Here is a 24,027-nt window from a genome sequence, read left to right as displayed (position 1 = left end):
CGCTCCTATTCGGCGGCTTTGCGTTGCTCGGCGGCGTGGCGCTCGGCGTCGGCGGATTTGATGTCACGGCGGCGGAACAGGCGTCCGACGCGCTGGCCGCCCTCGACCAGACCCCCGGGCAGGAAGATCACCACCAGCATGAACATGATGCCCAGCGTCAGGTGCCAGCCCTTGCCGATGAAGGGGTGCAGCAGCGCGACGATGGCGTTTTCCAGCCCGTCGGGCATGAAGGCGAACCAGTTGTGCAGAATGTTGTCGTTGATCTTTGAGAAGATGTTCTCGAAGTACTTGATGAAGCCTGCGCCCAGCACCGGCCCGATCAGTGTGCCGGCCCCGCCGAGGATGGTCATCAGCACCACCTCGCCCGAGGCGGTCCATTGCATCCGCTCGGCCCCCGCCAGCGGGTCCATCGAGGCCATCAGCCCCCCCGCGAGACCGGCGTACATACCCGAGATCACGAAGGCCGCCAGGGTGTAGGGACGGGTGTTCAGCCCGGTGTAGTTCATCCGCTGCTGGTTCGACTTGACCGCGCGCAGCATCATCCCGAAGGGCGAACGGAAAATGCGGATCGCCAGATAGAAGGCCAGCAGCATCACCACCGCGCAGAAGTAGTAGCCGACGTTGAAAGTGAAGCTCCACGGTCCGACCACGAGGTCGGTTGCGGCACGCATGTCCACCCCCGGCAGCAGGTTGGTCAGCGGGATCGACCCGTCCGGCGTGGCGGTGACGCCCAGCAGGCGCGGATCGTCCAGCGTCAGTTGCAGACCGGTTTCGCCATTGGTGATCGGGGTGCCGAAGAACCGGCCGATCAGGTCGGAATAGGCGATGGCGAACATCATCTGCGCGAAGGCCAGCGTCAGGATCGAAAAGTAGATGCCCGACCTGCGAAGCGAGATATAGCCGATCAGCATGGCGAAGAGGCCGGCCACAGCCACCGACAGCGCGATCGCCGGCAGCACGTTCATGCCGACCAGCTTGAACACCCAGACGGCGGCATAGCTGCCCACGCCCAGAAAGGCCGCGTGGCCGAAGCTGAGGTAGCCGGTCAGGCCGAACAGGATGTTGAAGCCGATGGCGAAGATGCCGAAGATCACGAAACGCTGCATCAGATCGGGATAGCCCGCGTTGAACTGCGCCAGCGCCGAATTGGCCGGGAAGGGGTTCAGGATGAAGGGCGCGAACATGGTCAGCACGACCACGATCAGCAACAGGCGAGTGTCTTTCTTGTCCAGTCCGAACATGGGTCAGTCCTCCATCACGCCCTTGCGGCCCATCAGGCCACGGGGTCGTGTGAGCAGAATAAGGATGGCCACCAGATAGATGATGATCTGGTCGATGCCGGGCAGGATGTTCTTGACCTCGTTCATCGAGGCGAAGCTTTCGAGGATGCCGAGCAGGAAGCCCGCCAGCACCGCGCCCGGCAGCGATCCCATTCCGCCGACGACGACCACCACGAAGCTGAGGACGAGGAAATCCATCCCCATGTGATAGTTTGGCGAATTGATCGGCGCGTACATCACCCCGGCAAGGCCGGCGACGGCGGCGGCGACGCCGAACATGATGGTGAAGCGGCGGTCGATGTTGATGCCCAGAAGGCCCACCGTCTCGCGGTCGGCCATGCCGGCGCGGACCACCATTCCGAAGGTGGTGAACTGCAGGAAGGCAAACACCCCGCCGATGATCAGCGCCGAGAAGGCGAAATAGACCAGCCGCCAGTAGGGGTAGATGATGGCGTTGGGGTCGAAGCCCAGCAGTACGCCGAAATCGAACGACCCGCGAAAGGCGTCGGGCGCGCCGGTGGGGATCGGGTTGGCGCCGTAGAAATACTTGATGATCTCCTGCAGCACGATGGCCAGGCCGAAGGTCACGAGGATCTGGTCGGCGTGGGGACGCTTGTAGAAGTGCTTGATCAGCCCGCGCTCCATGATGAAGCCGATGGCGATCATGATCGGGATGGCAAAGACGATGGCCAGCGGCACCGACCAGTCGATGATGGCGGCGCCGGTCTCGGGCCCGAACCACTTCTCGACATAGGGCACCTTGACCGTCAGCGGATTGCCGAGAAAGTCGGTCTGGGTCTCGTCGATGGTCTCGTAGCTCAGCGACAGGATGCGTTGCAGCGTGACGGCGCAGAAGGCGCCGATCATGAACAGCGCGCCGTGGGCGAAGTTGACCACGCCAAGCGTGCCGAAGATCAGCGTCAGCCCCAGCGCGATCAGCGCATAGGCCGAGCCCTTGTCCAGCCCGTTGAGAACTTGAAGAATGATTGCGTCCATTGGTCCACCCCTTGGGGATCAGTGGTGACACGCCCGGACAGCGCTGTCCGGGCGGTAGGGGGAGGATGGGCAAGAATTGCCCATCCTACGGGATGTCTGACCGCTTACGCGCCCGGGTTGCACGATCCCAGCTGGCCGCCGGCGAACATCGGATGATCCGGCTCGTAGGTGACCTGCTCGACCGGGGTCTTCTCGACGATTTCCAGCGTGTCGTAGGCGTTCGACGGGTTCATCGCGCCGCGCACGACAAGCACGTCCTTGAAGCACTGGTGGTCCTCCGCGCGGTAGAGCGTCGGGCCGTTGCCCAGACCGTCGAATTCGAAGCCTTCCAGCGCCTCGACGACACCGCAGGGGTTGAAGGTGCCGGCGCGTTCGCAGGCATCGGCATAGAGCAGCACCTGCGCATAGCAGGTCTGGGCCGAGTTCGACGGCGGCTTGCCGTATTTCTCGCCGAAGGACTTCACGAAGGCCTTGGTGCCCTCATCCGTCAGCTGCCAGTTCCAGTTCATCGAGCCCAGAACGCCCTTGATGTTCTCGCCCGCACCTGCGGCCATCAGCTCGGAGTAAAGCGGCACGACGATCTTGAAGTCGTTGTTGTTGACGACCTTGTCGAGCAGGCCGAACTGGATGGCGTTGGTGAGCGAGTTCACCATGTTGCCGCCGTAGTGGTTCAGCACCAGCACGTCGGCGCCCGAGTTCAGGACCGGCGCGATGTAGGAGGAGAAGTCGGTCGAGGCCAGCGGCGTCAGCACCGTGTTGACGGTTTCCCAGCCCATTGCCTCGGTCGAGGCGACGATGGATTCCTGCTGCGTCCAGCCCCAGTTGTAGTCGGCGGTCAGGTGATAGGCGCGGCGTTCCTTGCCGTATTCCTTGGCCAGCACCGGCGCCAGCGCGGCACCCGACATGTAGGCGTTGAAGAAGTGGCGGAAGCCGTTGGCCTTCTTGTCCTTGCCAGTGGTGTCGTTGGCATGGGTGAGCCCGGCCATGAAGATCACGCCCGCCTCCTGGCAGAGGCCCTGAACGGCCACGGCCACGCCCGAGGACGAGCCGCCGTTAATCATGATCGCACCATCCTTCTCGATCATCGACTTGGCAGAGGCGCGGGCGGCGTCGGACTTGGTTTGAGTGTCGCCGGTGACGTATGCGACCTTCTTGCCGAGGATGCCGTTGCCCTTCAGCGCCTTGGACGAGAAGGTGTTCATGCAGCCGCCGTCGCCTTCGCCGTTCAGGTGCTCGACCGCCAGCTGCTGCGCCAGAAGCTCGTCGGCGCCTTCGTCGGCATAAGGCCCGGTCTGCGGCACGTTGAAGCCCAGCGTCACGGTGTCGCCGGTCGGCGCGTTGGTATAGCCGGAATGGCTGGCCGCGGTCAGGATGGTCGGCAGCGCCAGACCGCCGGCGGTCGCCGCGCCGGTCCTGAGCACCCCACGGCGCGTGAAGTTCGATTTGGACATGAGAATCCTCCCGTTTGTTGTTTACGCGCCTGTCGGGCTCCTCCTTCCCGACGGCACTTGGCACAATTCGTGCAAAGGCAGTATCGCGGCGGAAGCGAAAATTTCGCAACAAGGGCTTTCGGAACAAGGTTTTTTTTGTAAAGAAATGGACTATGCAGAAGCGGAAACTGTAAATAAATTATTCTGCAATGCAGAAGGACATTGAAATTGCCGGATAAAGCCCATGGCGCGTGACACGCTGACAGGATCGCGCATCCGCGAACGCCGCACTGCCCTGGGGATGAAGCAGGCGGAACTCGCCAAAGCGGCGGGAATCTCGGCATCCTACCTCAACCTGATCGAGCACAACCGCCGCAGAATCGGCGGAAAGCTGCTCTTGGCGATCGCGCGCATCCTCAGGGTCGAACCCTCGGCGCTGGTCGCCGGGGCGGAAGAGGCGCTGATCTCGTCCCTGCGCGAAGCGGCGGCCGCCGCCCGCCCCGAACGCAAGCCCGAGCTGGACCGGATCGACGAGTTCGCAGGCCGTTTCCCCGGCTGGGCGGCGCTCTTGGCCGAGAACCGGCGGCGCATCGATGCGTTGGAGCGTACCGTCGAAACCCTGACGGACCGGCTGACCCACGACCCGCACCTGGCGGCATCCTTGCACGACATGCTGTCGACCGTGACCTCGATCCGCTCGACCGCCGGCATCCTGGCCGAGACCGGCGAGATCGAGCCCGAGTGGCAGGACCGCTTCCACCGCAACATCAACGAAGACGCCCGTCGGCTGGCGGAAAGCTCCACCGCGCTGGTGCGCTATCTCGACAGCGCAGACGCGCAGGCCAACCTGACCTCGCCGCAGGAAGAGGTGGAAGCCTTTCTCGAGGAAAACGCCTATCACTTCGCGGCACTGGAAGAGGGCACCGCCAGCGCCGAGGAAATCGTCGAGCGCGCCGCCGCGCTGACCATGGCCGCCTCGCGCAACACGGTGCTGCGTTACCTGAACCGTTATGCCCGCGATGCCGGGCGCATCCCCGCGCGGCCGCTGATGGAATACGTCCAGGCCTATGGTTTCGATCCCGCCGGGCTGGCGCGGGCCTTCGACGCGCCGCTGGGCAGCGCGCTGCACCGGCTGGCCACGCTGCCCGCCGGGGCCGGGCTGGGGCCGCTGGGGCTGGTGATCTGCGACGCCTCGGGCACGCTGCTCTATCGCAAGCCGCTGGATGAATTTCCGCTGCCGCGCTTTGGTGCGGCCTGCGCGCTCTGGCCACTGTTCACCGCGCTGACCCGCCCGGCGCAGCCGGTCTATCGTCTGGTCGAACAATCCACCCGCGAGCCTCGCCGCTTCGAGACCTTCTCGATCGCCGAACTCACCGGCGGCATGCGCTTCGGCGACGTGGCGCGGATCGAGGCGGCGATGCTGTTCCGTCCGGCACCTGGGGCGGCCGACGACACCGCGCACGGCCCGATCCCGGTCGGCGTCACCTGCCGCATCTGCGCCCGCGAAGGGTGCAGCGCGCGGCGCGAACCCTCGGTGCTGAGCGAAGGGTTGTGAGGGTAGCCCCGCATCGCCGTGCCGTGGGGCGGCCCGTCATGCTGAAGGCATGCCTCCGGCATGATGCGGGTCGGCTTCGCCGCCGTTAACCCGTTTGATCGAAGAATCGGATCAAAGCCATTACGGTAAACCCCACTCCAGCCTACACGCTCTTTTCAATTGCGGCCCCATCCCTTATCCCGCTCGCAAGAGTCTCAGGAGGCGTGCAATGCGTTACGACACCCCCGGCCCGGTCGAAGGCGACTGGAGCGACGCGATATCCTCGGTCGAGGAGATCATCGACGAAGCGCGCAATGGCCGCATGTTCATCCTCGTCGATCACGAGGACCGCGAGAACGAAGGCGACCTGGTGATCCCCGCGCAGATGGCCACGCCCGACGCGATCAACTTCATGGTCACGCACGGCCGCGGGCTGGTCTGCCTGACGCTGACCGGCGAACAGGTCGATGCGCTGGGCCTGCCGCCGATGGCGTCGAACAACTCGTCGCGCACCGAGACGCCCTTCACCGTCTCGATCGAGGCCCGCGAAGGTGTCAGCACCGGCATCTCGGCGCATGACCGCGCGCGCACAGTTGCCGTCGCCATCGACCCGCGTTCGACCGAGGCCGACATCGCCTCGCCCGGGCACGTCTTTCCGCTGCGCGCCCGCGACGGCGGCGTGCTGGTCCGCGCCGGCCATACCGAGGCCGCGGTGGACGTCTCGCGGCTGGCGGGCCTCAACCCCTCGGGCGTGATCTGCGAGATCATGAACGAGGACGGCACCATGTCGCGGCTGCCGGAACTGGTGGCCTTTGCCCAGAAGCACGGGCTGAAGATCGGCACCATCTCGGACCTGATCGCCTATCGCCGCCGCCACGACAACCTCGTGCGCGAGACCGCCAACCGGCAGGTCACCTCGGCCTACGGCGGCGACTGGACAATGCGCGTCTTCACCGACCTGACAGAAGGCACCGACCACATCGTGCTGTCGAAGGGCGACATCACCACGCCCGAGCCGGTGCTGGTGCGGACCCATGCGCTGAACGCGCTTGAGGATATCCTCGGCATCGGCGGCGATGGCGAATTGCACAAGGCGATGGAGATCGTCGCGCGCGAGGGCAGGGGCCTTGTCTGCCTGTTCCGCAACCCGCAGGCCCGCGTGCTGCGCGAGGATGAAGAAGAGGGCCCCAAGACGGTGCGCGAAGTCGGCCTCGGCAGCCAGATCCTGTCGACCATGGGGGTCAGCAAGTTGATCCTGCTGACCGATCACGAGGCCACGAAATACGTGGGCCTTGATGCCTATGGGCTGGAAATCGTGGGCACCCGCCCGATCACGGAGCATGACTGATGGCCGAAGCCGAGACCCATTACACCCTGCCGCGCGCAACCTTCGACACGCCGGTCAAGATCCTGATCGTCGTGGCGCCCTATTACAAGGACATCGCCGAACACCTCATTGCCGGCGCCAAGGCCGAGATCGAAGCCTCGGGCGGCACGTGGGACCTGATCGAGGTGCCCGGCGCGCTGGAAGTGCCGACCGCCATCGGCATCGCCGAGCGGATGAGCAACTTTGACGGCTACGTGGCGCTGGGCTGCGTCATTCGCGGTGAGACCACGCATTACGAGACCGTCTGCAATGACAGCTCGCGCGGCATCACCCTGCTGGGGCTTCAGGGGCTGTGCATCGGCAACGCCATCCTGACCGTGGAAAACATGGATCAGGCGGTGGTGCGCGCCGATCCCGATCAGGGAAACAAGGGCGGCGGCGCGGCGGCTGCGGCCTTGCATCTGGTTGCGCTCAGCCGTAAGTGGGGCGCTTCGCGGGACGGCGTCGGCTTTCGTCCCGCCACGGACGAATACCGGATCGCCGGTAACAGCAAGGGCAACCCGACCGCATGAGCGACCAGACCGAAGACAGCGGCCCGGAGGCATCTCCGAAACCCCTGTCGGGCAACCAGAAACGCAAGATGAAATCCGCCGCAAGGCTTTATGCCGTGCAGGCGCTGTTCCAGATGGAACACAGCGGTCAGACCGTGCAGGCAGTGGCGCGTGAGTTCGTCGATCATCGCTTCGGCGCCATCTACGAAGGCGACGAGATGACCGAAGGCGACGTGGACCTGTTCCGCGCGCTGGTGGCGGACGCGGTGAACCATCAGGCCAGGATCGACCAGATGACCGACCGGGCGCTGGTTGCGAAATGGCCGATCGCGCGGATCGACCCGACGCTGCGCGCCTTGTTCCGCGCCGCCGGGGCCGAACTGATCGAAGGCGAGGCGCCGCCGCGCGTCGTGATCAAGGAATTCGTCGACATCGCCGGCGCCTTCTTTCCGGAGGGTCGTGAGCCCAAGTTCGTCAATGCCGTGCTCGATCACATGGCGCGCGAGGCGAAGCCCGAGGCGTTCTGAGCGGTTTGTCGCGAAGTGACGCAGGGTCAAAGTCGTTTCCGTATCGCTTTGGGGTGAACTTCTGTAGACTCGGGATCGGGCAGATTTGCATCGCGGGAGGGGACCTATGCCACAGAACACACAGCCTCGGACCCTCGGGTTCCACATGAAGCATGTGGTGGTCGGTTTTCTGGCAGCGGCGGTGTTTTTGGCGATGGCGCTGGGCTTCAATGTCGCCGGTCTGGCACATAGCGGCGTGATTGCGTTGCTCGGTTTGTGGGTCGTGCTTGGTGTGATCTGTTCCGGCGTGCAATTGGCCGTGGCGCATCTGTTCGTGAACGACGATGATGACGACCGCCCCGGCGGCGGCACACGTGCGCCGGTGACCGAGCTGATGCCGGTCAGGGTGCCAGTGTCGAAACCGCGCCGCCGGCTGTGACGCCGCAGCGTCGGTGCCCGCGGTCCCGGATCAGGTCCGGGACATCATTTCGCGTCTTAAGGTTGGTGGAGAAATCGGCGGGCCCGCAATCGCGACCGTGGGGTTATCTCATTCCCGAGGACCTGTATGAACAGGTGGGCGCCGGGTAACCAGGCCAGGGCCAGGACAGAGCCAGCTCCCTCGGAATTATTTAAGGCCACCGGAATGCAACCGTGCACGTGAAGGGCAGCACCCGCCTTACCGCCAAATAGGGTGTCGGGGACGATGCGGCAAGGGGGGCGTCGGGATTATTCGGCTCCGGCTGGGAAAAGCGCTCGGCAAGGCCGGCGCTCCAATGCGGTTTTCGGAACGGCTTTGCGCGGTGCAGCCTCCGGCAGGTGCCATCCGAGGCACAATGGTTCGGCCCGGACGGCGGCGCAATCTGCGCTAACCTCCGTCCTCCGCCGTGACGAACCCATACCGTTCCAATTCTTCGGGGAGCAGCACGTAGATTTCGTCCGGCGGCGTCGCCAGCGCGTGGCGCATCACCAGCGGGTCGATGCCCATCTCTGAAAGGTACCCCATCACCTCGCCCTGTCCGCGCTGGATATCCTCGACGGCGACGAAGGCGGGCAACAGCGAATTCTCACCGAAGTAGTGCTGGTGCAGGCCAACCGAGGCGTCCGCGTCGATCTCGCGCGAGGTCCCGCCGGCCAGCAGGTAGGGGCAGGCCGAATGACAGTATTCGCCCGCCAGCATCCGGGTGCCGATCCCCGCCTGACGCAGGAACCGACCCAGCGAAAGGGCATCGTGGACCGAGCCGCCCCCGGATTGCAGGATCAGCCGTTGCGGCGCAGGATTGGCGGCCTCGATCTGGCGGATGATGCGCAGGGCATCGCCCTTGGCGATCATGCCCTCCAGCCGCCATTCGGCGCCGGGATCGCGGCTCAGCACCAGCCGGCGCGGCATGTCGCCGGGGTCGCGGGCGGGCTGCACCGCCGGACGATCGCGCATCGGATCGTAGACCCGTCGCTGGTCGCCGGGGCGTACCGGCTGGCTCAGGCGGGGCGTGTCGGTGAACAGCTTCGGCAGGGTCAGCCCGCCGCTCTGGATATCGCCGACCACCAGCAGCACGCCGATGCCCAGCTGGAACATCAGCACCCCGGTAAGGATGCGGGCGACGGAGGCGCCGCCGCTCATGACGATTTGCCCGGCAGCGGGTGGATCTTGCCGGGTTCCTCGATCGTGTCGTCGGCGTCCTTGGCATCAACATCGCGCGGCATCCGCTGCATCGCGACCTCGACATCGCGCACCGCGGCCAGCGCCGCGCGCAACTCCGCCAGGGTCAACGTGTCCTCGACACCCGCGCCTTCGCGCCCGCTGCGGATCGCCGCGTGGGTGATGGCCAGGATGAACACCAGCACCCCCGGCAACAGGTCGATGGCGATCGCCCCCGCCCAGGACGGCACGAAATTGCCGGCATAAAGGATCACCGCATCGGCCGAGGAGATCGGCGCATAGCTGACCTCGGGCGGTGGTGCCAACGCCATGACATCGCGCGCCGCGCTTTCCAGTGTCGCCGCGCGCTGCGCCAGCACGTCGAGAACCGAGGTGATGGTGGCCGCCTGTTCGCCCCGGCTGGCGGCGGTCGATCCATCCAGTTCCGGCAGCACCACCGAGGCCGCGAGGTCCTGCGCGGCGCGTTCGACCAACGGCGCAACCGAGAGCTGGCGCAACTGCGTGATCAGCCCCTGCAACTGCACCGCAAGTTCGGAAAACTCGACCGAGCGCGGCTCGACCGCGCCCTGTTCCACGGTCAGTGCCCGCATCCGGCTGAGCAGGGCATTGCCCTCGGCGAAAGCCTGATCCACCCGTGGTGTCTGCAAGGCGATCTGTTCTTGCAGCGAGGCCAACTCCTCGGCCTTCTGCCTGAGCACCCGAAACACCGCTCCGCGTCCCGCAAGCCCCGACAGCGAGCCCTCGGCCTCTTGCTGCGACAGGTCGTCGAAGCCTTGCCGGGCACGGGCTACGTCACGCTCGAGCGCCTGTCCGGTCAAGGCCACCTCATGCGCGCGCTCCAGCGAGGTCTGGTAGCGGGTGACGGTTTCGGCCAGGTGCTGCTCGACCGCCGCCGATCCCGCCAGCGCAGCAGCGTTCAGCCAGGACGACATTGCCACGATGGCCAGCGATCCCAGCCCCATGGCGGCCAACAGTCCGATGCGCGCCTGTGCCGAGCGCACCGCCGGAAAGAGGCGCATCATGTAGGACCAGAACACGAAGATCCCCACCGAGACTGCCACCGAATAGGCGATCGCGGCGAACACCGACATGGCGCCGTTCTCATCCAGCAGCGACGACACCCCGAGGTAGGTATATATCCCCGAGGCCACGGCCAGCACCCCCAGCGCGGTGCCGGAGAACGTATCGAGCCAGCCGAGATGGCCTTGCAGTTCGCGCGCGTAGCGCACGCCACGGGCCTGTGTTTCGCTCAGCCGTGTGTCGGAATCCATGAAAACCTCTTGCGTTAATGATCTGAAGGTATGCACGCGGGCGCATTTGGCAACGGTCCCGCGCGGGGGGATTGCAAGCGTTCGCGAAATGTTCCAAGTTTGACCCATGATCGAGCCTTCCGTTCTTACCCTTCAGCCCGGGCAGTTGCTGGCCCGGGGCGTTAGCCGTCACATGGCCAGCCTCGGCTTTGTCACGGTCGAGGAATTCACCGTGACCCGCGGACTGCGCGTCGACGTGATGGCACTGGGGCCCAAGGGCGAGCTTTGGGTGGTCGAGTGCAAATCCTCGCGCGTCGATTTCACCTCGGACCGCAAATGGCAGGGCTATCTGGAGTGGTGCGACCGGTATTTCTGGGCGGTAGACGAGGCTTTTCCGACCGACCTGCTGCCGGACGGCACGGGGCTAATGGTGGCCGACCCCTACGATGCAGAGATCCTGCGAATGGGCGCAGAGACGAAATTGGCCCCGGCGCGGCGCAAGAAGATGATCCAGATGTTCGCCACACATGCGGCGCGGCGGTTGCAGGCGCTGCGCGATCCGGGATGGGTTCCCACCGAAGGGCCGTGAGGAATGTTCCCGCACCTGCGCGCGCCGTCAGGCTGCGGGCTTGGCCGCCAGACGCCTGCAAGACCGGGATCGGCGGCACTGTCAGCCGGTGGCAAGGCGGCGCATGAGCGCGCGGCCCAGCGGCGGCAGCGCGGCGCCGAGTTTGAGCATGCGAAGCGCGGTGCCGCGCCGAAGCGGGTTGGTGGTGTTGAGCATCCACCGGCCGCGCTCCGAAAAGCGCAGGATGCGCTTGCCTTCCGGGTGCCGGGCCTCGGTGTAGCCGTTCGTGTCGTCTCCGACGATGCGGCGGGCAAGGTCGGCGGCATCCGCGATCCCGAGGTTCATGCCGCGTCCGCCCACCGGTGAATGGCAATGCGCGGCGTCGCCCGCCAGGAACACCCGGCCTTTCTGGTAGCGCTTCACCTGCCGCACCGAGATCGTGAAACTGCCCTGCCGGCGCAGGCGGCGCACATCCATCGGCACCGGCAGGGCGTCCAGCGCATCCGCGCGCGAGGCGATGATGCGGAAGCGGCTCTCCTCGAGCGGCACCACCACGCAGACATCGCCCTGATCCAGCAGGAAGGCCTGAAACCGCGTCGGGTCGCGCCAGTCCGAGACATCGACATCGGCAATGCCCCACGGCTGTTTCAGGTCGAAACCGGGAAACTTCAGGCCCAGCTCGGCGCGCACCGTGCTGTGCACGCCATCGGCGCCGATCAGGTAATCGGCGCGCAGGGGGCCGTCCGTCGTCTCGACCGTCACGCCGTCGCTGTCTTGGGTGAAGCTCTCGACCGCGACGCCGTAGCGCACGATTTCGCCCATGTGGGTCAGCGCGGTTTCCAGATGTGCCTCGGTCCGGTCCTGCGCCAGCCCCCAAATGCGCGAGCGGTCGTCAAAGCCCAGTGGCAAGCGGGCAATTTCCTGCGTGCGCAAGTGGAAGGTGGCGCCGGTGAAGCCGATCGCCTCGGACAGGATGGCGTCGGCCACGCCGGAGGGCCGAAGGATATCGATCGAGGCCGGCAACAGCCCGACCGCGCGCGACAGGTGCGACGGGCCGGGGCGTTTCTCCAGTGTCGTCACACGCGCGCCGTGCCGCGCCAATTCGACGGCGGCGGTCAGCCCGGTCGGCCCTGCGCCTGAGATCACTACGTGCATCGCTCCCCCCGGAGATGCCTCTGCCGGGTCAGCCTACACCGATTCTGCCTCAGGACCCCGTGCTAGTCTCGGCGGGCACCGGCAATGCCTTGATATATGCGGCAATTGCGGCACGGTCCCCGGCGCTGAGCTGGGCGGTATTCTCGATCACCTTGGCCATGTGGCCGCCTGCGCTGTCAAAGTCGGGGGTGAAACCGGTTTCGAGGTAATAGGCGATGTCGCTCGCGGCCCAAGTGAATGCGTCGGGCGTCAGCGCCGGGATACGGCCGCGCCCCGAAGGATCGGGCGCACCCGCCATCCAGCGTGACCGGTCCAGCCCACCCAGCGCATTGCGGGGCGTGTGGCATTCGGCGCAATGGCCCAGCGCTTCGACAAGATAGCGGCCCCGGGTCAGCTCGGCGCCCAGGTCGTTGCCCTCCATCACCCAGCCGCCGTCAAGGAACAGCGACTTCCAGCCGCCAAGGCTGCGGCGGATGTTGAAGGGAAACCCCACGTCATGCGGCTGCGACGGTTCGGACGAGGCCGGCAGTGTCTGCATGTAGGCCCAGAGGTCGACGACATCGCGCGCGCCCATCCGGGTGTAGGAGGTATAGGGAAAGGCCGGAAAATAATGGCTGCCGTCGGGCGCGGTGCCGTGCAAAAGCGCGTTCGCAAGGTCCGCAAGGTCCCAGTCGCCGATGCCGTGTTCGGGATCGGACGAAATGTTGGGGGCCTTGAAGGTTCCGAAAGGCGACGGAAAGCTCTGGCCGCCGGCCAGAACCAGCTTGTCCTCGCCCTCGGCCTCGGGTGCGGCATGACAGGAGGCGCAGCCAGCGGCATCGAATACCACCTTGCCGCGGTCCGGGTCTCCGCCCGTGACGTTCTTGAAATCGTCCTCCGCCACGGTCTGCGGCGCAGTGACAACCCACGCGATACCGGCGGCCACGAGGACCGCCGGGATCAACAGTTTGACAGCTTTGGCCACGAAACGATCAGCTCGGCGCTGCGCGGTAATCGTCGTGGCAGGCCTTGCAGGACCCGCCGAGCGCACCCATCACCGGCCCCAGCGCGTCCTTGCCATTGCCGGCCTCTGCCGCAGCCTTGTCGGCGGCGGTGCCCATCGCATCCCATTTTTCCTGAAATCCGGCCATGTCCGACCAGATATCCGGCAAGGCGCGTGTTTCGCCCGCGTCCGATCCTTCGGGGAACAGGGTGCCCACATGCACGTTCGACGCCGCCTGAATGGATTCCGCGGCCGAGGTGGCGGCCTCGGCGTCATAGTCGCGCTCACCCTTGGCCATGGCGCCCAGCGTGCCGAGGTTCAGCGCGATGACCCACATGGTGCCCTGCCGGGCCTTGAGGTGGTTCTTGTAATCCTGCGCAACTGCGGCGCTGCCGCCAAGAATGGCCGTGGCGGCCAGGACCGTAACAATCTTTTTCATTTATGACTTCCTGATGTTGGTGGCTTACACGGAGCCTAGTATGCATGGGAGAGATGACAAACATATTCTGCAACCCTGCGGGGTGGGTGCCAATTCATGCACAACGACAACTGGGATGACCTGAAATTCGTGCTCGCGGTGGCCGAGACCGGCTCGGTCAGCGCCGCGGCGCGCGACATGGGTGTCAACCACGCAACGGTCCTGCGCCGCGTGACCGCTTTCGAAGAGGCCCATGGCGCCGAGGTTTTCGAACGGTCGCAAAGCGGCTACCGCCTGCGACCTGATCGCGCAAACGTGATCGAAGCCGCGCGCGAGGCGGCACAAGCCTTGGGCCGGGTCAGCCACCTGCTGCGCGCGAACGGGGCGGGAGAGGGCGACCTGCTGCGGCTGACCTCGACCGACACCTTCTGTTCGACCGTGCTGGCCGAGGGGGCAGGGCGCATCGGTCAGGCCATGGCCCCGCACCGGATCAGCCTGATCTCGTCGAACGCGCGTCTCGACATGGCGCGGATGCAGGCCGACCTCGCGGTGCGGCCCTCGGCCACGCGCCCGAAGGACATGGCCGGCGACGCCGCGGCCGAACTTGGCTTCGGGGCCTATGCCAGCACCCCGGACCAGACCCGTTGGCTTGGCCTCTCCGGTCCCCTGTCGCAATCCCGGCCCGCGCAGTGGATGGTCGACAACGTCAGCCCGGATCAGATCGTCAGCTGTGCCGACAGTTTCGTCGCCCTGCGCGAAATGGCACGGCACGGGCAGGGCATCGCCGTAATCCCGCACCTTCTGGGCGCCCGGGACCCGGGCCTCGTGCCGGTTGTCACCGACCTGCCGGACATGCGCGTCCCGGTCTGGGTGCTCTGTCACCGCGATCTTGCTGGTTCTCTCCGGATGCGTCGATTCATGGCGGTGGTCACGGATGTCCTTCACACGGCACGCGACAGGCTCGCCGGTCCGACGCCTTAACGCAGGATGCCGCCGCGCGGGATACGTTCGGCGGTCAGCGCATCGGGCCAGCCGACCCAGCGCTCGATGGCGAAAAGTGCGAGGCAGACGCCGATCACCGCCAGCACCAGCATCACCTTCTTGGCCGATGGCGGGTTGCGTGCCCATCGCGACATGCGCAGGAACCAGTGCATCGGTCAGTCGTCCTCGGGAAAGCGCACCTTGCCGATGTAGGGCAGGTTGCGGTTGCGCTGGGCGTAGTCGATGCCATAGCCGACGACGAATTCGTCGGGGATCGAGAAGCCGACCCAGTCGGCCTTGAAGTCCACTTCGCGCCGGGTGGGCTTGTCGAGCAGCGCGATGCTTTTCAAACGCGCCGGATTTCGGGACCGCAGCAGCGCGGTGACGTGGTGCAGCGTATGCCCGGTGTCGACGATATCCTCGACTACCAGCACGTCACGGCCCTCGATGGCGCCGCGCAGGTCCTTGAGGATGCGCACCTCGCGGCTGCTTTCCATGGTGTCGCCGTAGGAGGACGCCTCGATGAAATCCACCTCCACCGACATGTCCAGCTCGCGCACCAGATCGGCGATGAACACAAAAGACCCGCGCAGCAGCCCCACGACCACCAGTTTCTCGGTGTCCTTGAACTCGCCTCTTATGTCGGTGCAAAGCTCCTCGATCCGGGCGGCGATGGACTTGGCCGAGATCATCTTGTCGATCACGTAAGGACGCTGAGACATGGGGCCCCCCTTGAATTCCTTGCGGTAACGGGCGACATGGGCCCGGCGACGTCATGCCAAATCGGGGGCCTCATGCCAACCCATTCCGAAACACGCCACCTGCCTTACAGTGCCCAGCAGATGTATGATCTGGTGGCCGATGTGGAACGCTACCCCGAGTTTCTGCCATGGAATGCAGCCGCCCGCATCCGGCGGGAAGAGCCGCAGCCTGATGGCTCGGTGCTGATGGAGGCCGACCTCGTGATCTCGTTCAAGGTGTTCCGCGAACGCTTCACCAGCAAAGTGGTGCTCTGGCCCGAGGCCAAGAAGATCGACACCGAATACCTCGACGGTCCGTTCAAGCACATGCGATCGAACTGGGCTTTCACCGACATCCCCGACGGCGGCTGCGAAGTCTATTTCTTCGTCGATTTCGAATTCAAGAACGCCATCCTGCGCCGCATCGCCGGCGTGGTGTTCAACGAGGCCATGCAGCGCATCGTCCGGGCCTTCGAGACGCGCGCCGCAGAGCTTTACGGCTGATCTATCCGCTCGTGGTGACGGCAGAGTATTCGCGGGCTTCCACCGCGTCGACCAGGGTGTTGATCTCCTCGGCGATGATCTCTGGGTGATCCTCCGGCGTGAAGTGCTTGCCCCCTTCGATCCGCCGTAGCGGCGCGCCCAAGTCCTTCGCCAGACGTTCGCCGTACTCGACGGTCTGGAACTCGTCGTCGGCGCCCCAAACCAGCCTCGCCGGAATGTCCAGCGACGGCAGCAGGTCGGCCACCGCAAGCGTGTCCTCCTTGTTGAGTGACTGCGTCTGGCGCACGAAGCCCGCCGCCCCGTCGGTGGTCTCGTAATGCGGCGCGTGGGTCCGCAACGCGGCCTCTTTCGCGTCGTCATCGTCGTGGCCCTTCGAGAACATCAGCTTCATGAACTGCCGAACCGAGCCGTCGGGCGCGTGTTTCAGCACCGGCCCCGCGACGGCGACCGCCTTGACCGCCATCACCGGCCAGCTGTCATAGCAGATCGAGTTTGTCAGCAAGATCCCGCTGACCAGGTCCGGGTGCCGCGCTGCTAGGATTTGCGCAACGCCGCCGCCCAGGTCGTGCCCGGCGACAACCGCGCGACCGATCCGCTGGTCGCGCATCCAGGCCGCCACATACTCAGCTTGCTGAGCCACGGAGATATCGCGCTCGCGGCCTTCGGGGATCGAAGCGCCATAGCCCACCATCTCCCACGCCAGCACGCGCCGATCCTTGATCTTCGGGGCTACCTCTCGCCAAAGGGCGGGGCAGGTTGGAATGCCGTGTATCAGGATCACCGGAGCGCCCTTTCCGGTCTCTTCCCAGCGCATGTCGATGTCGTTGACGCGGACTGTATGGCTTCGCATGGCGTGACCTTTCGTGCTGCGGTTGGCTCTTGGATCAACAGCCGCCTGCGCCCTCTGTTCCGAGAACAGGAGATCACAATAAAAAAGGCCCCCCGAAAAAGGGGACCTTCTTCCTTGAACCGCGGGTCCTGCGGTCTCAGCTCGCGTGGTCGTAGGCCCGCTCACCGTGCACCGCAAGGTCGAGCCCGTTGGTCTCGGTCTCAAGGTCGACCCGGAGCGGCGTGATCGCCTTGACCACGTAGATCAGCACCACGGTCACCACCGCCGTGAACACACCCACGAGCACCAGCGATCCCAGCTGCGCGACAAAGCTGCCGGCACCGAACACCGCGATCATGATGGTGCCGAAGATGCCGCCAACACCGTGTACCGCGAAGACATCCAGCGTGTCGTCGATCTTCAGCGCGTTGCGGATCAGGTTCACTGCCTCCTGGCAGAGTACGCCTGCCACGGCACCGATGATCAGCGCTTCCACCGGACCGACAAAGCCCGAGGCCGGCGTGATCGAGGCGAGGCCCGCGATGGTGCCCGTCACCATGCCCACGAGGCTGGCCTTGCCGAACTTGATCTTCTCCCACAGGGCCCACGTCAGCGACGCCGTCGCAGCCGAAAGATGCGTCACCGTCAGCGCCATCGCCGCGCCGCCGTCGGCCGCAAGTTGCGACCCGCCGTTGAAGCCGAACCAGCCGACCCAGAGCATCGCCGCCCCGATCATCACGAAACCGGGGTTGTGCGGCGGCGTGGTCCGGTTCTTCCGCGGCCCGAGGAACACCGCCAGCAGCAGCGCCGCCAGACCGGCGGTTTCGTGCACCACGATGCCACCGGCGAAATCACGCACGCCCACCTCGCCGAAGATGCCGCCATCGGCCAGCATGCCGCCGCCCCAGACCCAATGGACCACCGGCGCGTAGCACAGCAGCATCCACAGCCCCGAAAACAGCAGCACGAAGCCGAAGCCCACCCGTTCGACATAGGCGCCGACGATCAGTGCCGGGGTGATGATGGCAAATGTCATCTGGAAGGCGAAGAACAGGACTTCCGGCAGGGTGCCTGACAGGTCGTCGGCACTCATCCCCAGCAGCATCAACTTGTCCAGACCGCCCCAGAGCCCGCTGTCGCCACTGCCGAAGGCGATGGAATAGCCCAGGGCGAACCACAGCACGCTCATCAGGCAGGCAATGGCATAGCAATGCATGAAGACGCTCAGCACGTTGCGGGCGCGCACGAGGCCGCCGTAAAACAGTGCAAGTCCGGGCAGCGTCATGAATAGGACCAGCGCCGTGGCGACGATGATCCAGGCGGTATCGGCTCCGTTCATCCCTCGGATTCCTTCTGAAGTGGCATTCCCGAGGGTGAAAGCCCAAGCCGTCTGCAAAAAAAAGCGGCAATTGCCCGGACAGGCGCTTAAAAGCCCGGCATTCCGGGACTGCCTGAAAATTAGGCGTTTCCTGCGGGGTGATGGTCAAATACTACGCAAAGCCTGCAAGAGCAGCTGCAGCGCATGATCCCGCGACGCCACCCGCACCTCCGCCCGGCCAAGGTCGCCGAAGTCCACCGTCTCGCATTCGGTGCCGGTGTCGGTGGCGATGCCGAAGCAGACCCGGCCCACCGGCTTCTCGGCGCTGCCGCCGCCCGGTCCGGCAATCCCGGTGATCGACACCGCCGCATCGGCCTTGGCCGTGCGCAACGCGCCCTCCGCCATCTCCCGCGCCACAGGTTCCGACACCGCACCGTGTTCCTGCAAGGTCTGCGCGCTCACGCCCAGCACCTCCTGCTTGGCGAGGTTCGAATAGGTCACGAAGCCGAAATCGAACACCTCGGACGCGCCCGGCGGATCGGTGATGGCCGCGGCCACCATCCCGCCGGTGCAGCTTTCGGCACAGGTCACCGTCCTGCCCGCGTCACGCGCGGCGGTGATCACATCAAGGCCGAGGCTCATATCAGCACCAGGTGCGCGACAGCAGCCAGCACCGAGACGCCCAGCGCGGCAAAGACCCCCGCAATCACGTCATCCAGCATCACCCCCAGCGGCCCGCCCATACGGTCCGCCCAGCCCACCGGGCCGGGTTTCCAGATGTCGAACAGCCGAAACAGCACGAACGCGGCCAGGATCCCCGGCCACAGCCGCAGGACGTCTGCCCCGGCAAAGGCCGCGCCATAGGACACCGGCCATACCGCGATCCACTGGCCCACTACCTCGTCGATGACGATTTCCGACGGATCGTGATCGGCCTTACCGGCGGTTTCCTGCGCCGTGGCCCAATAGCCCAGGCCAAAGACCATCAGCGCCGCGATCAGCAGCAGCCAAGGCCCGCCCATCAGGTGCAGCACCCAGGCGAAGGGCAGGGCGGCCAGCGACCCCCATGTGCCGGGTGCGGGCCGGATGTAGCCCGAATAGAACCACGTCGCGATAAACCGGGTCATGCCGCCACCAGCAGAACACTGGCTTGCGCCGCGATCCCCTCTTCGCGCCCGGTGAAACCCAGACGCTCCGACGTTGTCGCCTTTACCGACACCCGGTCTTGGCCCACTCCCATGATCCCCGCCAGCGCCGCGCGCATTGCCTCTGCATGCGGTCCCACCTTGGGCTGCTCGCAGATCAGCGTCACATCGGCATTGCCCAGCGTGAACCCCATCTTTCCCGCCAGATCAATCGCGTGGCGCAGGAACACGTGGCTCTCCGCCCCCTTCCACTGCGGGTCGGACGGCGGAAAATGCTGCCCGATATCGCCCTGCGCCAAGGCGCCATAGATCGCATCGGTCAGGGCATGCATACCAACGTCCGCATCTGAGTGCCCCTGCAACCCGCGCCCGTGCGGCACCTTCACGCCGCAGAGCATCACGTGGTCGCCCTCGCAAAACGCATGCACGTCATAGCCATTGCCGATCCGCATGAAGGCTCCTTTCAGGTGTCTTGAGGCGCGGTCGAAATCCGCTGCCGTTGTGATCTTAAGGTTCTGTTCTTCGCCGGGCACGATGGCGACGTCCAGCCCGTATGCGCGCGCCACCTGCACATCGTCCAGCGCCTCGCCTTGATGCGCCCTGTGCGCGGCAAGGATGGCTTCAAACCGAAACCCCTGCGGCGTCTGCGCCCGAAACAGCCCGGCCCGTTCGCGGGTTCCCGCCACCTTGCCCGCCGCGCCGGTCCAGAGCGCATCCGTCAGCGCCAGACCCGGCGCCGCGCCCGCGTGGGCCTGCAAGGCGGCTATCACGTCTTCGATCACCCTCGCCGAGGCACAGGGCCGCGCCACGTCATGGATCAGCACCGCATCAAACCCGGCACCCTCCAGCGCCTCCAGCCCGCGCCGCACGCTCTCGGCCCGCGTCGCGCCGCCGTCGACCAGCCGGACGCCCAAGCCTTCGGCCTCTTGCCTGTCATCGGGGTGGATCACCAGCACCCGCTCGTCGATTCCGGGTAGGTCGAACGCGTCCAGCGTCCAGTCCACCACGCGCCGCCCGGCAAGCGCGCGCCATTGCTTTGGCGCGCCGGGGCCTGCGCGGGTGCCGCGCCCGGCGGCGACGATCAAGGCAACGGTTTTCATGGCGCTGACATAGGCCGTGGCGATGCAACTGGCAATTGCCCCCGGCAGGTTGCCTGTTTTTTAGGCACTCCCCTCTTTTCGCAGCCGCAGAAACCCGGTCAGACATTGCGATACTGGGCCAGAAAAGATACCCCGATTAGGATTGCACAAGGATTAGGCACGTGACCGTTCAGGTGGCAGACATAACCCTGGATCCCCCCGTATTTCTCGCCCCGCTGGCCGGAATCACCGATCTGCCGTTCCGCAACCTCGTCCAAAGCTTCGGCGCGGGGCTGGTGGTCTCGGAAATGGTGGCCAGCCAGGAAATGGTGCAGGCCAAGCCCGGTGTCCGCGAGAAGGCCGAACTCGGTTACGGGGTCGAGGCCACGGCCGTGCAGATCGCCGGCCGCGATGCCTTCTGGATGGCCGAGGCCGCGCGGATGGTCGAGGCCAACGGCGCCCGCCTGATCGACATCAACATGGGTTGCCCGGCGAAGAAGGTGACCTCGGCCAGCGGCACGGGTGCCTCGGGTTCCGCGCTGATGAAGGATCTCGACCATGCGCTGACGCTGATCGAGGCGGTGGTTGCGGCGGTCGACCTGCCGGTGACGCTGAAGACCCGGCTGGGCTGGGACGACAACCTGCTCAACGCCCCCGAGCTGGCCCGCCGAGCGCAGGACGCCGGCGTGCAGATGATCACGATCCATGGCCGCACCCGCTGCCAGTTTTACAAGGGCCGCGCCGACTGGGGCGCCATCGCCAATGTCAGCGCCGCCGTCGACATTCCGGTGATTGCCAACGGCGATATCACCACGACGGCCAAGGCCCGCGAGGCGCTCGACCGCTCCGGCGCGCAGGGCGTGATGATCGGGCGCGGCGCGCAGGGCCGGCCATGGCTGCTGGCGCAAGTGGCGCACGAACTGTTCGGCGGGCGGGCCCCGGAAGTACCGGTGGGTAACGCATTTACAGACATGGTATCAGGACATTACGAGGAAATGCTGATGTTTTACGGCAACGACCTGGGGCTGCGCGTTGCGCGCAAGCACCTCGGGTGGTACATGGACGAAGCCGGCACCGATCCGGCGCTCCGCCGGGTGATCCTGACCGCCAAGACCCCCGCCGACGCGCTGCATCATCTGCCCGATGCGTTGGCCACGCGCACCGAGGCCGCCGCATGACCAGCTCCCCCCTCAGCGAACAGAACCCGGTCTGGTCCTCGCTGCCAGTGCCGGCGGTGCTGCTCGACGACGACGACCGTATCACCGATGTGAACCCCGCCGCCGAGGGCTTTCTGAACTCTTCCGCCAAATCCCTGATAGGCGAGCCGATCTGGGACCGCCTCGCAGTCGACGCTCCATTGGAAGACAGCTTCGCGCGCGCCCGCCGCGACGGCACCCCGCTTTTCGTCAACGACGTCGATGTCGGCACAGGCGACCGCGCGCCCCTGCAATGCAATCTTCAGGTCGCGCCGATGCAGGGCGGCGCGGGTGGCATGATGATGCTGATCGCGCCGCGCGAGCTGGCCGGCCGGATGACCCGCAGCCACTCGGTCAAATCCGCCGCCAAATCGGCCATCGGCATGGCCGAGATGCTGGCCCATGAAATCAAGAACCCGCTGGCGGGGATTGCCGGTGCGGCGCAGCTTCTCAGCATGAACCTCGCCGCCGAAGACCTTGAGCTCACGGATCTTATCGTGGGCGAGACCCGGCGCATCGTGAAGCTGCTTGAGCAGGTCGAACAGTTCGGCAACCTTTCCGCGCCCGAGCGCAAGCCGGTCAACATCCACGACGTGCTCGACCGCGCGCGGCGCTCGGCTCTGGTCGGCGCCGCTGCGCATATGAAGATCGTCGAGGATTACGACCCCTCGCTGCCCGCCGCATGGGGCGACCCCGACCAGCTGTTGCAGGTGGTGTCCAACCTGATCCGCAACGCCGCCGAGGCCGCCGGCACCGAGGGCGGCACCATCCGGCTGCACAGCTACTACGAACGCGCCTTCCGCCTGCGCCGCTCGGATGGCACCGGCCAGACCCTGCCGCTTCAGATCGAGGTGATCGACGATGGCCCGGGCCTGCCCGAGGACCTCAAGGGCGACATCTTCGAACCTTTCGTCTCGGGCCGGGAAAACGGCACCGGTCTGGGACTGGCGCTGGTCGGCAAGATCGTCTCGGACCACGACGGCTGGATCGCGGTCACATCCGCGCCGGGGCGCACGGTATTTCGCATTTCGCTTCCGATGGTCCCCAAGGACGCGGAAGCCAGGCCGGTCACGGAGGCTTAGGACATGGACGGTACGATACTGGTCGCGGACGACGACCGCACGATCCGCACGGTGCTGACGCAGGCGCTGACCCGCGCGGGCTGCAAGGTGCACGCGACCTCCTCGCTGACCACGCTGATGCGCTGGGTGGGCGAGGGCAAGGGCGACGTCGTGATCTCGGACGTGGTGATGCCCGACGGAAACGGGCTGGAGATGCTGCCCAAGATCAAACAGGACCGGCCCGACCTGCCGGTCATCGTGATTTCGGCGCAGAACACCATCATGACGGCGATCCAGGCCGCCGAGGCCGAGGCCTACGATTATCTGCCCAAGCCCTTCGACCTGCCCGACCTGATGAAGCGCACCGCCCGCGCGCTGGATGCCCGCACCACGCCCGCGCGGCCTGCGTCGGACGTGCCGGACCAGCCGGACGAACTGCCGCTGGTGGGCAGGACGCCGGTCATGCAATCGCTCTACCGTCTCGTGGCGCGGGTCATGAACACCGACCTGCCGGTATTGATCTCGGGCGAAAGCGGCACCGGCAAGTCGCTGATCGCACGGGCGATTCACGACTTCTCGGACCGTCGCACGCTGCCCTTCGTTACCGTCACCGGCAACGACCTGATGGACATCGAAGGCCCCGCCCGGGTGTTGGCGCGGGTGCGTGGCGGCACGCTGCTGTTTGACGAAATCACCGACATCCCCGACGACATCCAGGCCCGTATCGTGCGCATGGTCGACACCCCCGGCGACCACGTGCCGCGCTTCATGGCCGCCAGCCAGGGCGACCTCGCCGAGGCGTTGGACAAGGGCAAGGTGCGCCAGGATCTCTACTACCGGCTTTCCGGCGCCACCGTGCAGGTGCCCAGCCTGCGCGAGCGGGTCGAGGATATCGCGCTGCTGACCGATCACTTCCTCGCCCGCGCCGAACGCGACGGCGCGCCGAAACGTTGGCTGTCCAAGGATGCCTCCGAGCTGTTTCGCGCCTATTCCTGGCCCGGCAACGTGCGCCAGCTGGAAAACGCGGTGCGCCGGCTCAGCCTGACCAGCCGCGCCGAGGAAATCACCCGGACCGAGGTTGAACTGGTGCTCGGCAACCAGCCCGAGATGGAACCGGTGCTGTCGGGCGGGTCGAGCGAAAAGCTGGGCGCGGCGGTGTCGCGCCACCTGCGGCGCTATTTCGACCTGCACGGCGCGCTGTTGCCGCCGCCGGGCCTTTACCAGCGCATCCTGAAAGAGGTGGAGTACCCGCTGATCGAAATCGCGCTGGACGCGACCGGCGGAAACCAGGCGAAATGCGCCGAGCTCCTAGGCATAAACCGCAATACATTGCGAAAGAAAATCACCGACCTTGATATTCCCGTGACAAGACGCCGCAAGTTGATGTAAAACAGCCACATGAGTGGCCCCGAAGACGCATCCGGTGTGGCGCGTTGGGAGAGAGCCACAAGATATGGCGGTTGGCTGCGCAAGCAGCACATGTAGGCGAGGACGGTCTGTGGCCACTGGGGCACATGTAC

27 protein-coding genes are annotated in these 24,027 nt (G+C 65.8%); 12 read left to right on the top strand and 15 right to left on the bottom strand.

What is annotated here, in order from left to right; genetic code table 11:
* Window positions 1–5: 5 nt before the first annotated feature.
* From AC04PT_RS13420 to AC04PT_RS13410, 3 genes are all read right to left on the bottom strand, one after another.
* A complete protein-coding gene (locus tag AC04PT_RS13420; protein WP_482874208.1) occupies window positions 6–1,241 on the bottom strand; it encodes a branched-chain amino acid ABC transporter permease in 1,236 nt (411 codons plus the stop codon).
* A gap of 3 nt (window positions 1,242–1,244) precedes the next feature.
* A complete protein-coding gene (locus tag AC04PT_RS13415; protein ID WP_482874207.1) occupies window positions 1,245–2,276 on the bottom strand; it encodes a branched-chain amino acid ABC transporter permease in 1,032 nt (343 codons plus the stop codon).
* Between the two features lie 104 nt (window positions 2,277–2,380).
* On the bottom strand, window positions 2,381–3,727 hold the full coding sequence (locus AC04PT_RS13410) for a substrate-binding protein (protein WP_482874206.1): 1,347 nt from the start codon (window positions 3,725–3,727) through the stop codon (window positions 2,381–2,383).
* Between AC04PT_RS13410 and AC04PT_RS13405 the strand changes: the two genes are divergently transcribed.
* The 6 genes from AC04PT_RS13405 to AC04PT_RS13380 all read left to right on the top strand — a co-directional run bounded on the left by AC04PT_RS13405 (window position 3,726) and on the right by AC04PT_RS13380 (window position 8,063).
* Window positions 3,726–3,932, top strand: coding sequence for a hypothetical protein (locus AC04PT_RS13405; RefSeq protein WP_482874205.1), 207 nt, complete (start codon window positions 3,726–3,728; stop codon window positions 3,930–3,932). The two genes, AC04PT_RS13410 and AC04PT_RS13405, sit on opposite strands and share 2 nt — an antisense overlap.
* A gap of 18 nt (window positions 3,933–3,950) precedes the next feature.
* Window positions 3,951–5,261 carry a helix-turn-helix domain-containing protein gene (locus AC04PT_RS13400; protein WP_482874204.1) on the top strand — a complete coding sequence of 437 codons (1,311 nt, stop codon included), beginning with the start codon at window positions 3,951–3,953 and terminating at the stop codon, window positions 5,259–5,261.
* Window positions 5,262–5,469: 208 nt separating this feature from the next.
* Window positions 5,470–6,588, top strand: a complete 1,119-nt coding sequence (gene ribB / locus AC04PT_RS13395) for a 3,4-dihydroxy-2-butanone-4-phosphate synthase (protein ID WP_482874203.1) — start codon at window positions 5,470–5,472, stop codon at window positions 6,586–6,588.
* Complete coding sequence (locus AC04PT_RS13390) at window positions 6,588–7,139, top strand: 6,7-dimethyl-8-ribityllumazine synthase (RefSeq protein ID WP_482874202.1); 552 nt, start codon at window positions 6,588–6,590, stop codon at window positions 7,137–7,139. Before ribB ends, AC04PT_RS13390 begins: the two co-directional genes overlap by 1 nt.
* Entirely contained in the window at window positions 7,136–7,645 is a 510-nt protein-coding gene (gene nusB / locus AC04PT_RS13385; RefSeq protein WP_482874201.1) for a transcription antitermination factor NusB, read from the top strand. Before AC04PT_RS13390 ends, nusB begins: the two co-directional genes overlap by 4 nt.
* 106 nt (window positions 7,646–7,751) lie before the next feature.
* Window positions 7,752–8,063, top strand: coding sequence for a hypothetical protein (locus AC04PT_RS13380; protein WP_482874200.1), 312 nt, complete (start codon window positions 7,752–7,754; stop codon window positions 8,061–8,063).
* A gap of 426 nt (window positions 8,064–8,489) precedes the next feature.
* On the opposite strand, the gene AC04PT_RS13375 is transcribed toward AC04PT_RS13380, so the two are convergent.
* Complete coding sequence (locus AC04PT_RS13375) at window positions 8,490–9,242, bottom strand: COG3904 family protein (protein WP_482874199.1); 753 nt, start codon at window positions 9,240–9,242, stop codon at window positions 8,490–8,492.
* Window positions 9,239–10,552, bottom strand: coding sequence for an AAA family ATPase (locus AC04PT_RS13370; RefSeq protein ID WP_482874198.1), 1,314 nt, complete (start codon window positions 10,550–10,552; stop codon window positions 9,239–9,241). The genes AC04PT_RS13375 and AC04PT_RS13370 overlap by 4 nt, the downstream gene beginning before the upstream one ends.
* Window positions 10,553–10,658: 106 nt before the next feature.
* On the opposite strand from AC04PT_RS13370, the gene AC04PT_RS13365 reads away from it, so the two are divergent.
* Window positions 10,659–11,120, top strand: a complete 462-nt coding sequence (locus tag AC04PT_RS13365; RefSeq protein ID WP_482874197.1) for an MmcB family DNA repair protein — start codon at window positions 10,659–10,661, stop codon at window positions 11,118–11,120.
* Window positions 11,121–11,201: 81 nt separating this feature from the next.
* Here AC04PT_RS13365 and AC04PT_RS13360 read toward each other — a convergent pair whose 3' ends face one another.
* Genes AC04PT_RS13360 through AC04PT_RS13350 form a run of 3 tightly spaced genes read right to left on the bottom strand, consistent with a single transcriptional unit; the run spans window position 11,202 to window position 13,675 of the window.
* On the bottom strand, window positions 11,202–12,254 hold the full coding sequence (locus tag AC04PT_RS13360) for an FAD-dependent oxidoreductase (RefSeq protein ID WP_482874196.1): 1,053 nt from the start codon (window positions 12,252–12,254) through the stop codon (window positions 11,202–11,204).
* 49 nt (window positions 12,255–12,303) lie between these two features.
* Window positions 12,304–13,218 carry a c-type cytochrome gene (locus AC04PT_RS13355; RefSeq protein WP_482874195.1) on the bottom strand — a complete coding sequence of 305 codons (915 nt, stop codon included), beginning with the start codon at window positions 13,216–13,218 and terminating at the stop codon, window positions 12,304–12,306.
* 7 nt (window positions 13,219–13,225) lie between these two features.
* Complete coding sequence (locus AC04PT_RS13350; RefSeq protein WP_482874194.1) at window positions 13,226–13,675, bottom strand: c-type cytochrome; 450 nt, start codon at window positions 13,673–13,675, stop codon at window positions 13,226–13,228.
* Between the two features lie 96 nt (window positions 13,676–13,771).
* On the opposite strand from AC04PT_RS13350, the gene AC04PT_RS13345 reads away from it, so the two are divergent.
* Complete coding sequence (locus AC04PT_RS13345; RefSeq protein WP_482874193.1) at window positions 13,772–14,635, top strand: LysR family transcriptional regulator; 864 nt, start codon at window positions 13,772–13,774, stop codon at window positions 14,633–14,635.
* Here the strand turns inward: AC04PT_RS13345 and AC04PT_RS13340 are convergent.
* Complete coding sequence (locus AC04PT_RS13340) at window positions 14,632–14,808, bottom strand: hypothetical protein (protein WP_482874192.1); 177 nt, start codon at window positions 14,806–14,808, stop codon at window positions 14,632–14,634. The genes AC04PT_RS13345 and AC04PT_RS13340 overlap by 4 nt on opposite strands.
* 3 nt (window positions 14,809–14,811) lie before the next feature.
* A complete protein-coding gene (hpt, locus tag AC04PT_RS13335; protein ID WP_482874191.1) occupies window positions 14,812–15,357 on the bottom strand; it encodes a hypoxanthine phosphoribosyltransferase in 546 nt (181 codons plus the stop codon).
* A 72-nt stretch (window positions 15,358–15,429) separates the two neighbouring features.
* On the opposite strand from hpt, the gene AC04PT_RS13330 reads away from it, so the two are divergent.
* A complete protein-coding gene (locus tag AC04PT_RS13330) occupies window positions 15,430–15,879 on the top strand; it encodes a type II toxin-antitoxin system RatA family toxin (RefSeq protein WP_482874190.1) in 450 nt (149 codons plus the stop codon).
* Window position 15,880: 1 nt separating this feature from the next.
* Here AC04PT_RS13330 and AC04PT_RS13325 read toward each other — a convergent pair whose 3' ends face one another.
* From AC04PT_RS13325 to AC04PT_RS13305, 5 genes are all read right to left on the bottom strand, one after another.
* Entirely contained in the window at window positions 15,881–16,729 is an 849-nt protein-coding gene (locus tag AC04PT_RS13325; protein ID WP_482874189.1) for an alpha/beta fold hydrolase, read from the bottom strand.
* A 136-nt stretch (window positions 16,730–16,865) separates the two neighbouring features.
* Window positions 16,866–18,047 (bottom strand): ammonium transporter, encoded by a 1,182-nt coding sequence (locus AC04PT_RS13320; protein WP_482874188.1) that lies wholly within the window; start codon window positions 18,045–18,047, stop codon window positions 16,866–16,868.
* Window positions 18,048–18,191: 144 nt separating this feature from the next.
* Entirely contained in the window at window positions 18,192–18,668 is a 477-nt protein-coding gene (locus AC04PT_RS13315; RefSeq protein WP_482874187.1) for a CinA family protein, read from the bottom strand.
* Window positions 18,665–19,153 (bottom strand): phosphatidylglycerophosphatase A family protein, encoded by a 489-nt coding sequence (locus AC04PT_RS13310; protein ID WP_482874186.1) that lies wholly within the window; start codon window positions 19,151–19,153, stop codon window positions 18,665–18,667. The genes AC04PT_RS13315 and AC04PT_RS13310 overlap by 4 nt, the downstream gene beginning before the upstream one ends.
* Entirely contained in the window at window positions 19,150–20,271 is a 1,122-nt protein-coding gene (locus tag AC04PT_RS13305) for a bifunctional 2-C-methyl-D-erythritol 4-phosphate cytidylyltransferase/2-C-methyl-D-erythritol 2,4-cyclodiphosphate synthase (protein ID WP_482874185.1), read from the bottom strand. Before AC04PT_RS13305 ends, AC04PT_RS13310 begins: the two co-directional genes overlap by 4 nt.
* Window positions 20,272–20,432: 161 nt before the next feature.
* Between AC04PT_RS13305 and dusB the strand changes: the two genes are divergently transcribed.
* The 3 genes from dusB to AC04PT_RS13290 are packed head-to-tail and all read left to right on the top strand — an operon-like array spanning window position 20,433 to window position 23,896.
* On the top strand, window positions 20,433–21,428 hold the full coding sequence (gene dusB, locus AC04PT_RS13300) for a tRNA dihydrouridine synthase DusB (protein ID WP_482874184.1): 996 nt from the start codon (window positions 20,433–20,435) through the stop codon (window positions 21,426–21,428).
* On the top strand, window positions 21,425–22,528 hold the full coding sequence (locus AC04PT_RS13295) for a two-component system sensor histidine kinase NtrB (RefSeq protein ID WP_482874183.1): 1,104 nt from the start codon (window positions 21,425–21,427) through the stop codon (window positions 22,526–22,528). Before dusB ends, AC04PT_RS13295 begins: the two co-directional genes overlap by 4 nt.
* Before the next feature lie 3 nt (window positions 22,529–22,531).
* Window positions 22,532–23,896: a response regulator gene (locus AC04PT_RS13290; RefSeq protein WP_482874182.1), complete on the top strand. Its 1,365-nt coding sequence runs from the start codon at window positions 22,532–22,534 to the stop codon at window positions 23,894–23,896.
* Window positions 23,897–24,027: the final 131 nt, after the last annotated feature.

The organism is Litorisediminivivens sp. KMU-197 (genome assembly GCF_056858395.1).
The sequence above is the reverse complement of the archived record's forward strand: the minus strand, read 5'-3'. Positions and strand labels throughout refer to the sequence as shown.

What these genes read in the sequence shown, in the direction of transcription:
- AC04PT_RS13420 (WP_482874208.1), bottom strand. Translation starts at nt 1,241, where the DNA reads ATGTTCGGACTGGACAAGAAAGACACTCGCCTGTTGCTGATCGTGGTC.
- AC04PT_RS13415 (WP_482874207.1), bottom strand. Translation starts at nt 2,276, where the DNA reads ATGGACGCAATCATTCTTCAAGTTCTCAACGGGCTGGACAAGGGCTCG.
- AC04PT_RS13405 (WP_482874205.1), top strand. Translation starts at nt 3,726, where the DNA reads ATGAGAATCCTCCCGTTTGTTGTTTACGCGCCTGTCGGGCTCCTCCTT.
- AC04PT_RS13410 (WP_482874206.1), bottom strand. Translation starts at nt 3,727, where the DNA reads ATGTCCAAATCGAACTTCACGCGCCGTGGGGTGCTCAGGACCGGCGCG.
- AC04PT_RS13400 (WP_482874204.1), top strand. Translation starts at nt 3,951, where the DNA reads ATGGCGCGTGACACGCTGACAGGATCGCGCATCCGCGAACGCCGCACT.
- ribB (WP_482874203.1), top strand. Translation starts at nt 5,470, where the DNA reads ATGCGTTACGACACCCCCGGCCCGGTCGAAGGCGACTGGAGCGACGCG.
- AC04PT_RS13390 (WP_482874202.1), top strand. Translation starts at nt 6,588, where the DNA reads ATGGCCGAAGCCGAGACCCATTACACCCTGCCGCGCGCAACCTTCGAC.
- nusB (WP_482874201.1), top strand. Translation starts at nt 7,136, where the DNA reads ATGAGCGACCAGACCGAAGACAGCGGCCCGGAGGCATCTCCGAAACCC.
- AC04PT_RS13380 (WP_482874200.1), top strand. Translation starts at nt 7,752, where the DNA reads ATGCCACAGAACACACAGCCTCGGACCCTCGGGTTCCACATGAAGCAT.
- AC04PT_RS13375 (WP_482874199.1), bottom strand. Translation starts at nt 9,242, where the DNA reads ATGAGCGGCGGCGCCTCCGTCGCCCGCATCCTTACCGGGGTGCTGATG.
- AC04PT_RS13370 (WP_482874198.1), bottom strand. Translation starts at nt 10,552, where the DNA reads ATGGATTCCGACACACGGCTGAGCGAAACACAGGCCCGTGGCGTGCGC.
- AC04PT_RS13365 (WP_482874197.1), top strand. Translation starts at nt 10,659, where the DNA reads ATGATCGAGCCTTCCGTTCTTACCCTTCAGCCCGGGCAGTTGCTGGCC.
- AC04PT_RS13360 (WP_482874196.1), bottom strand. Translation starts at nt 12,254, where the DNA reads ATGCACGTAGTGATCTCAGGCGCAGGGCCGACCGGGCTGACCGCCGCC.
- AC04PT_RS13350 (WP_482874194.1), bottom strand. Translation starts at nt 13,675, where the DNA reads ATGAAAAAGATTGTTACGGTCCTGGCCGCCACGGCCATTCTTGGCGGC.
- AC04PT_RS13345 (WP_482874193.1), top strand. Translation starts at nt 13,772, where the DNA reads ATGCACAACGACAACTGGGATGACCTGAAATTCGTGCTCGCGGTGGCC.
- AC04PT_RS13340 (WP_482874192.1), bottom strand. Translation starts at nt 14,808, where the DNA reads ATGCACTGGTTCCTGCGCATGTCGCGATGGGCACGCAACCCGCCATCG.
- hpt (WP_482874191.1), bottom strand. Translation starts at nt 15,357, where the DNA reads ATGTCTCAGCGTCCTTACGTGATCGACAAGATGATCTCGGCCAAGTCC.
- AC04PT_RS13330 (WP_482874190.1), top strand. Translation starts at nt 15,430, where the DNA reads ATGCCAACCCATTCCGAAACACGCCACCTGCCTTACAGTGCCCAGCAG.
- AC04PT_RS13325 (WP_482874189.1), bottom strand. Translation starts at nt 16,729, where the DNA reads ATGCGAAGCCATACAGTCCGCGTCAACGACATCGACATGCGCTGGGAA.
- AC04PT_RS13320 (WP_482874188.1), bottom strand. Translation starts at nt 18,047, where the DNA reads ATGAACGGAGCCGATACCGCCTGGATCATCGTCGCCACGGCGCTGGTC.
- AC04PT_RS13315 (WP_482874187.1), bottom strand. Translation starts at nt 18,668, where the DNA reads ATGAGCCTCGGCCTTGATGTGATCACCGCCGCGCGTGACGCGGGCAGG.
- AC04PT_RS13310 (WP_482874186.1), bottom strand. Translation starts at nt 19,153, where the DNA reads ATGACCCGGTTTATCGCGACGTGGTTCTATTCGGGCTACATCCGGCCC.
- AC04PT_RS13305 (WP_482874185.1), bottom strand. Translation starts at nt 20,271, where the DNA reads ATGAAAACCGTTGCCTTGATCGTCGCCGCCGGGCGCGGCACCCGCGCA.
- AC04PT_RS13295 (WP_482874183.1), top strand. Translation starts at nt 21,425, where the DNA reads ATGACCAGCTCCCCCCTCAGCGAACAGAACCCGGTCTGGTCCTCGCTG.
- AC04PT_RS13290 (WP_482874182.1), top strand. Translation starts at nt 22,532, where the DNA reads ATGGACGGTACGATACTGGTCGCGGACGACGACCGCACGATCCGCACG.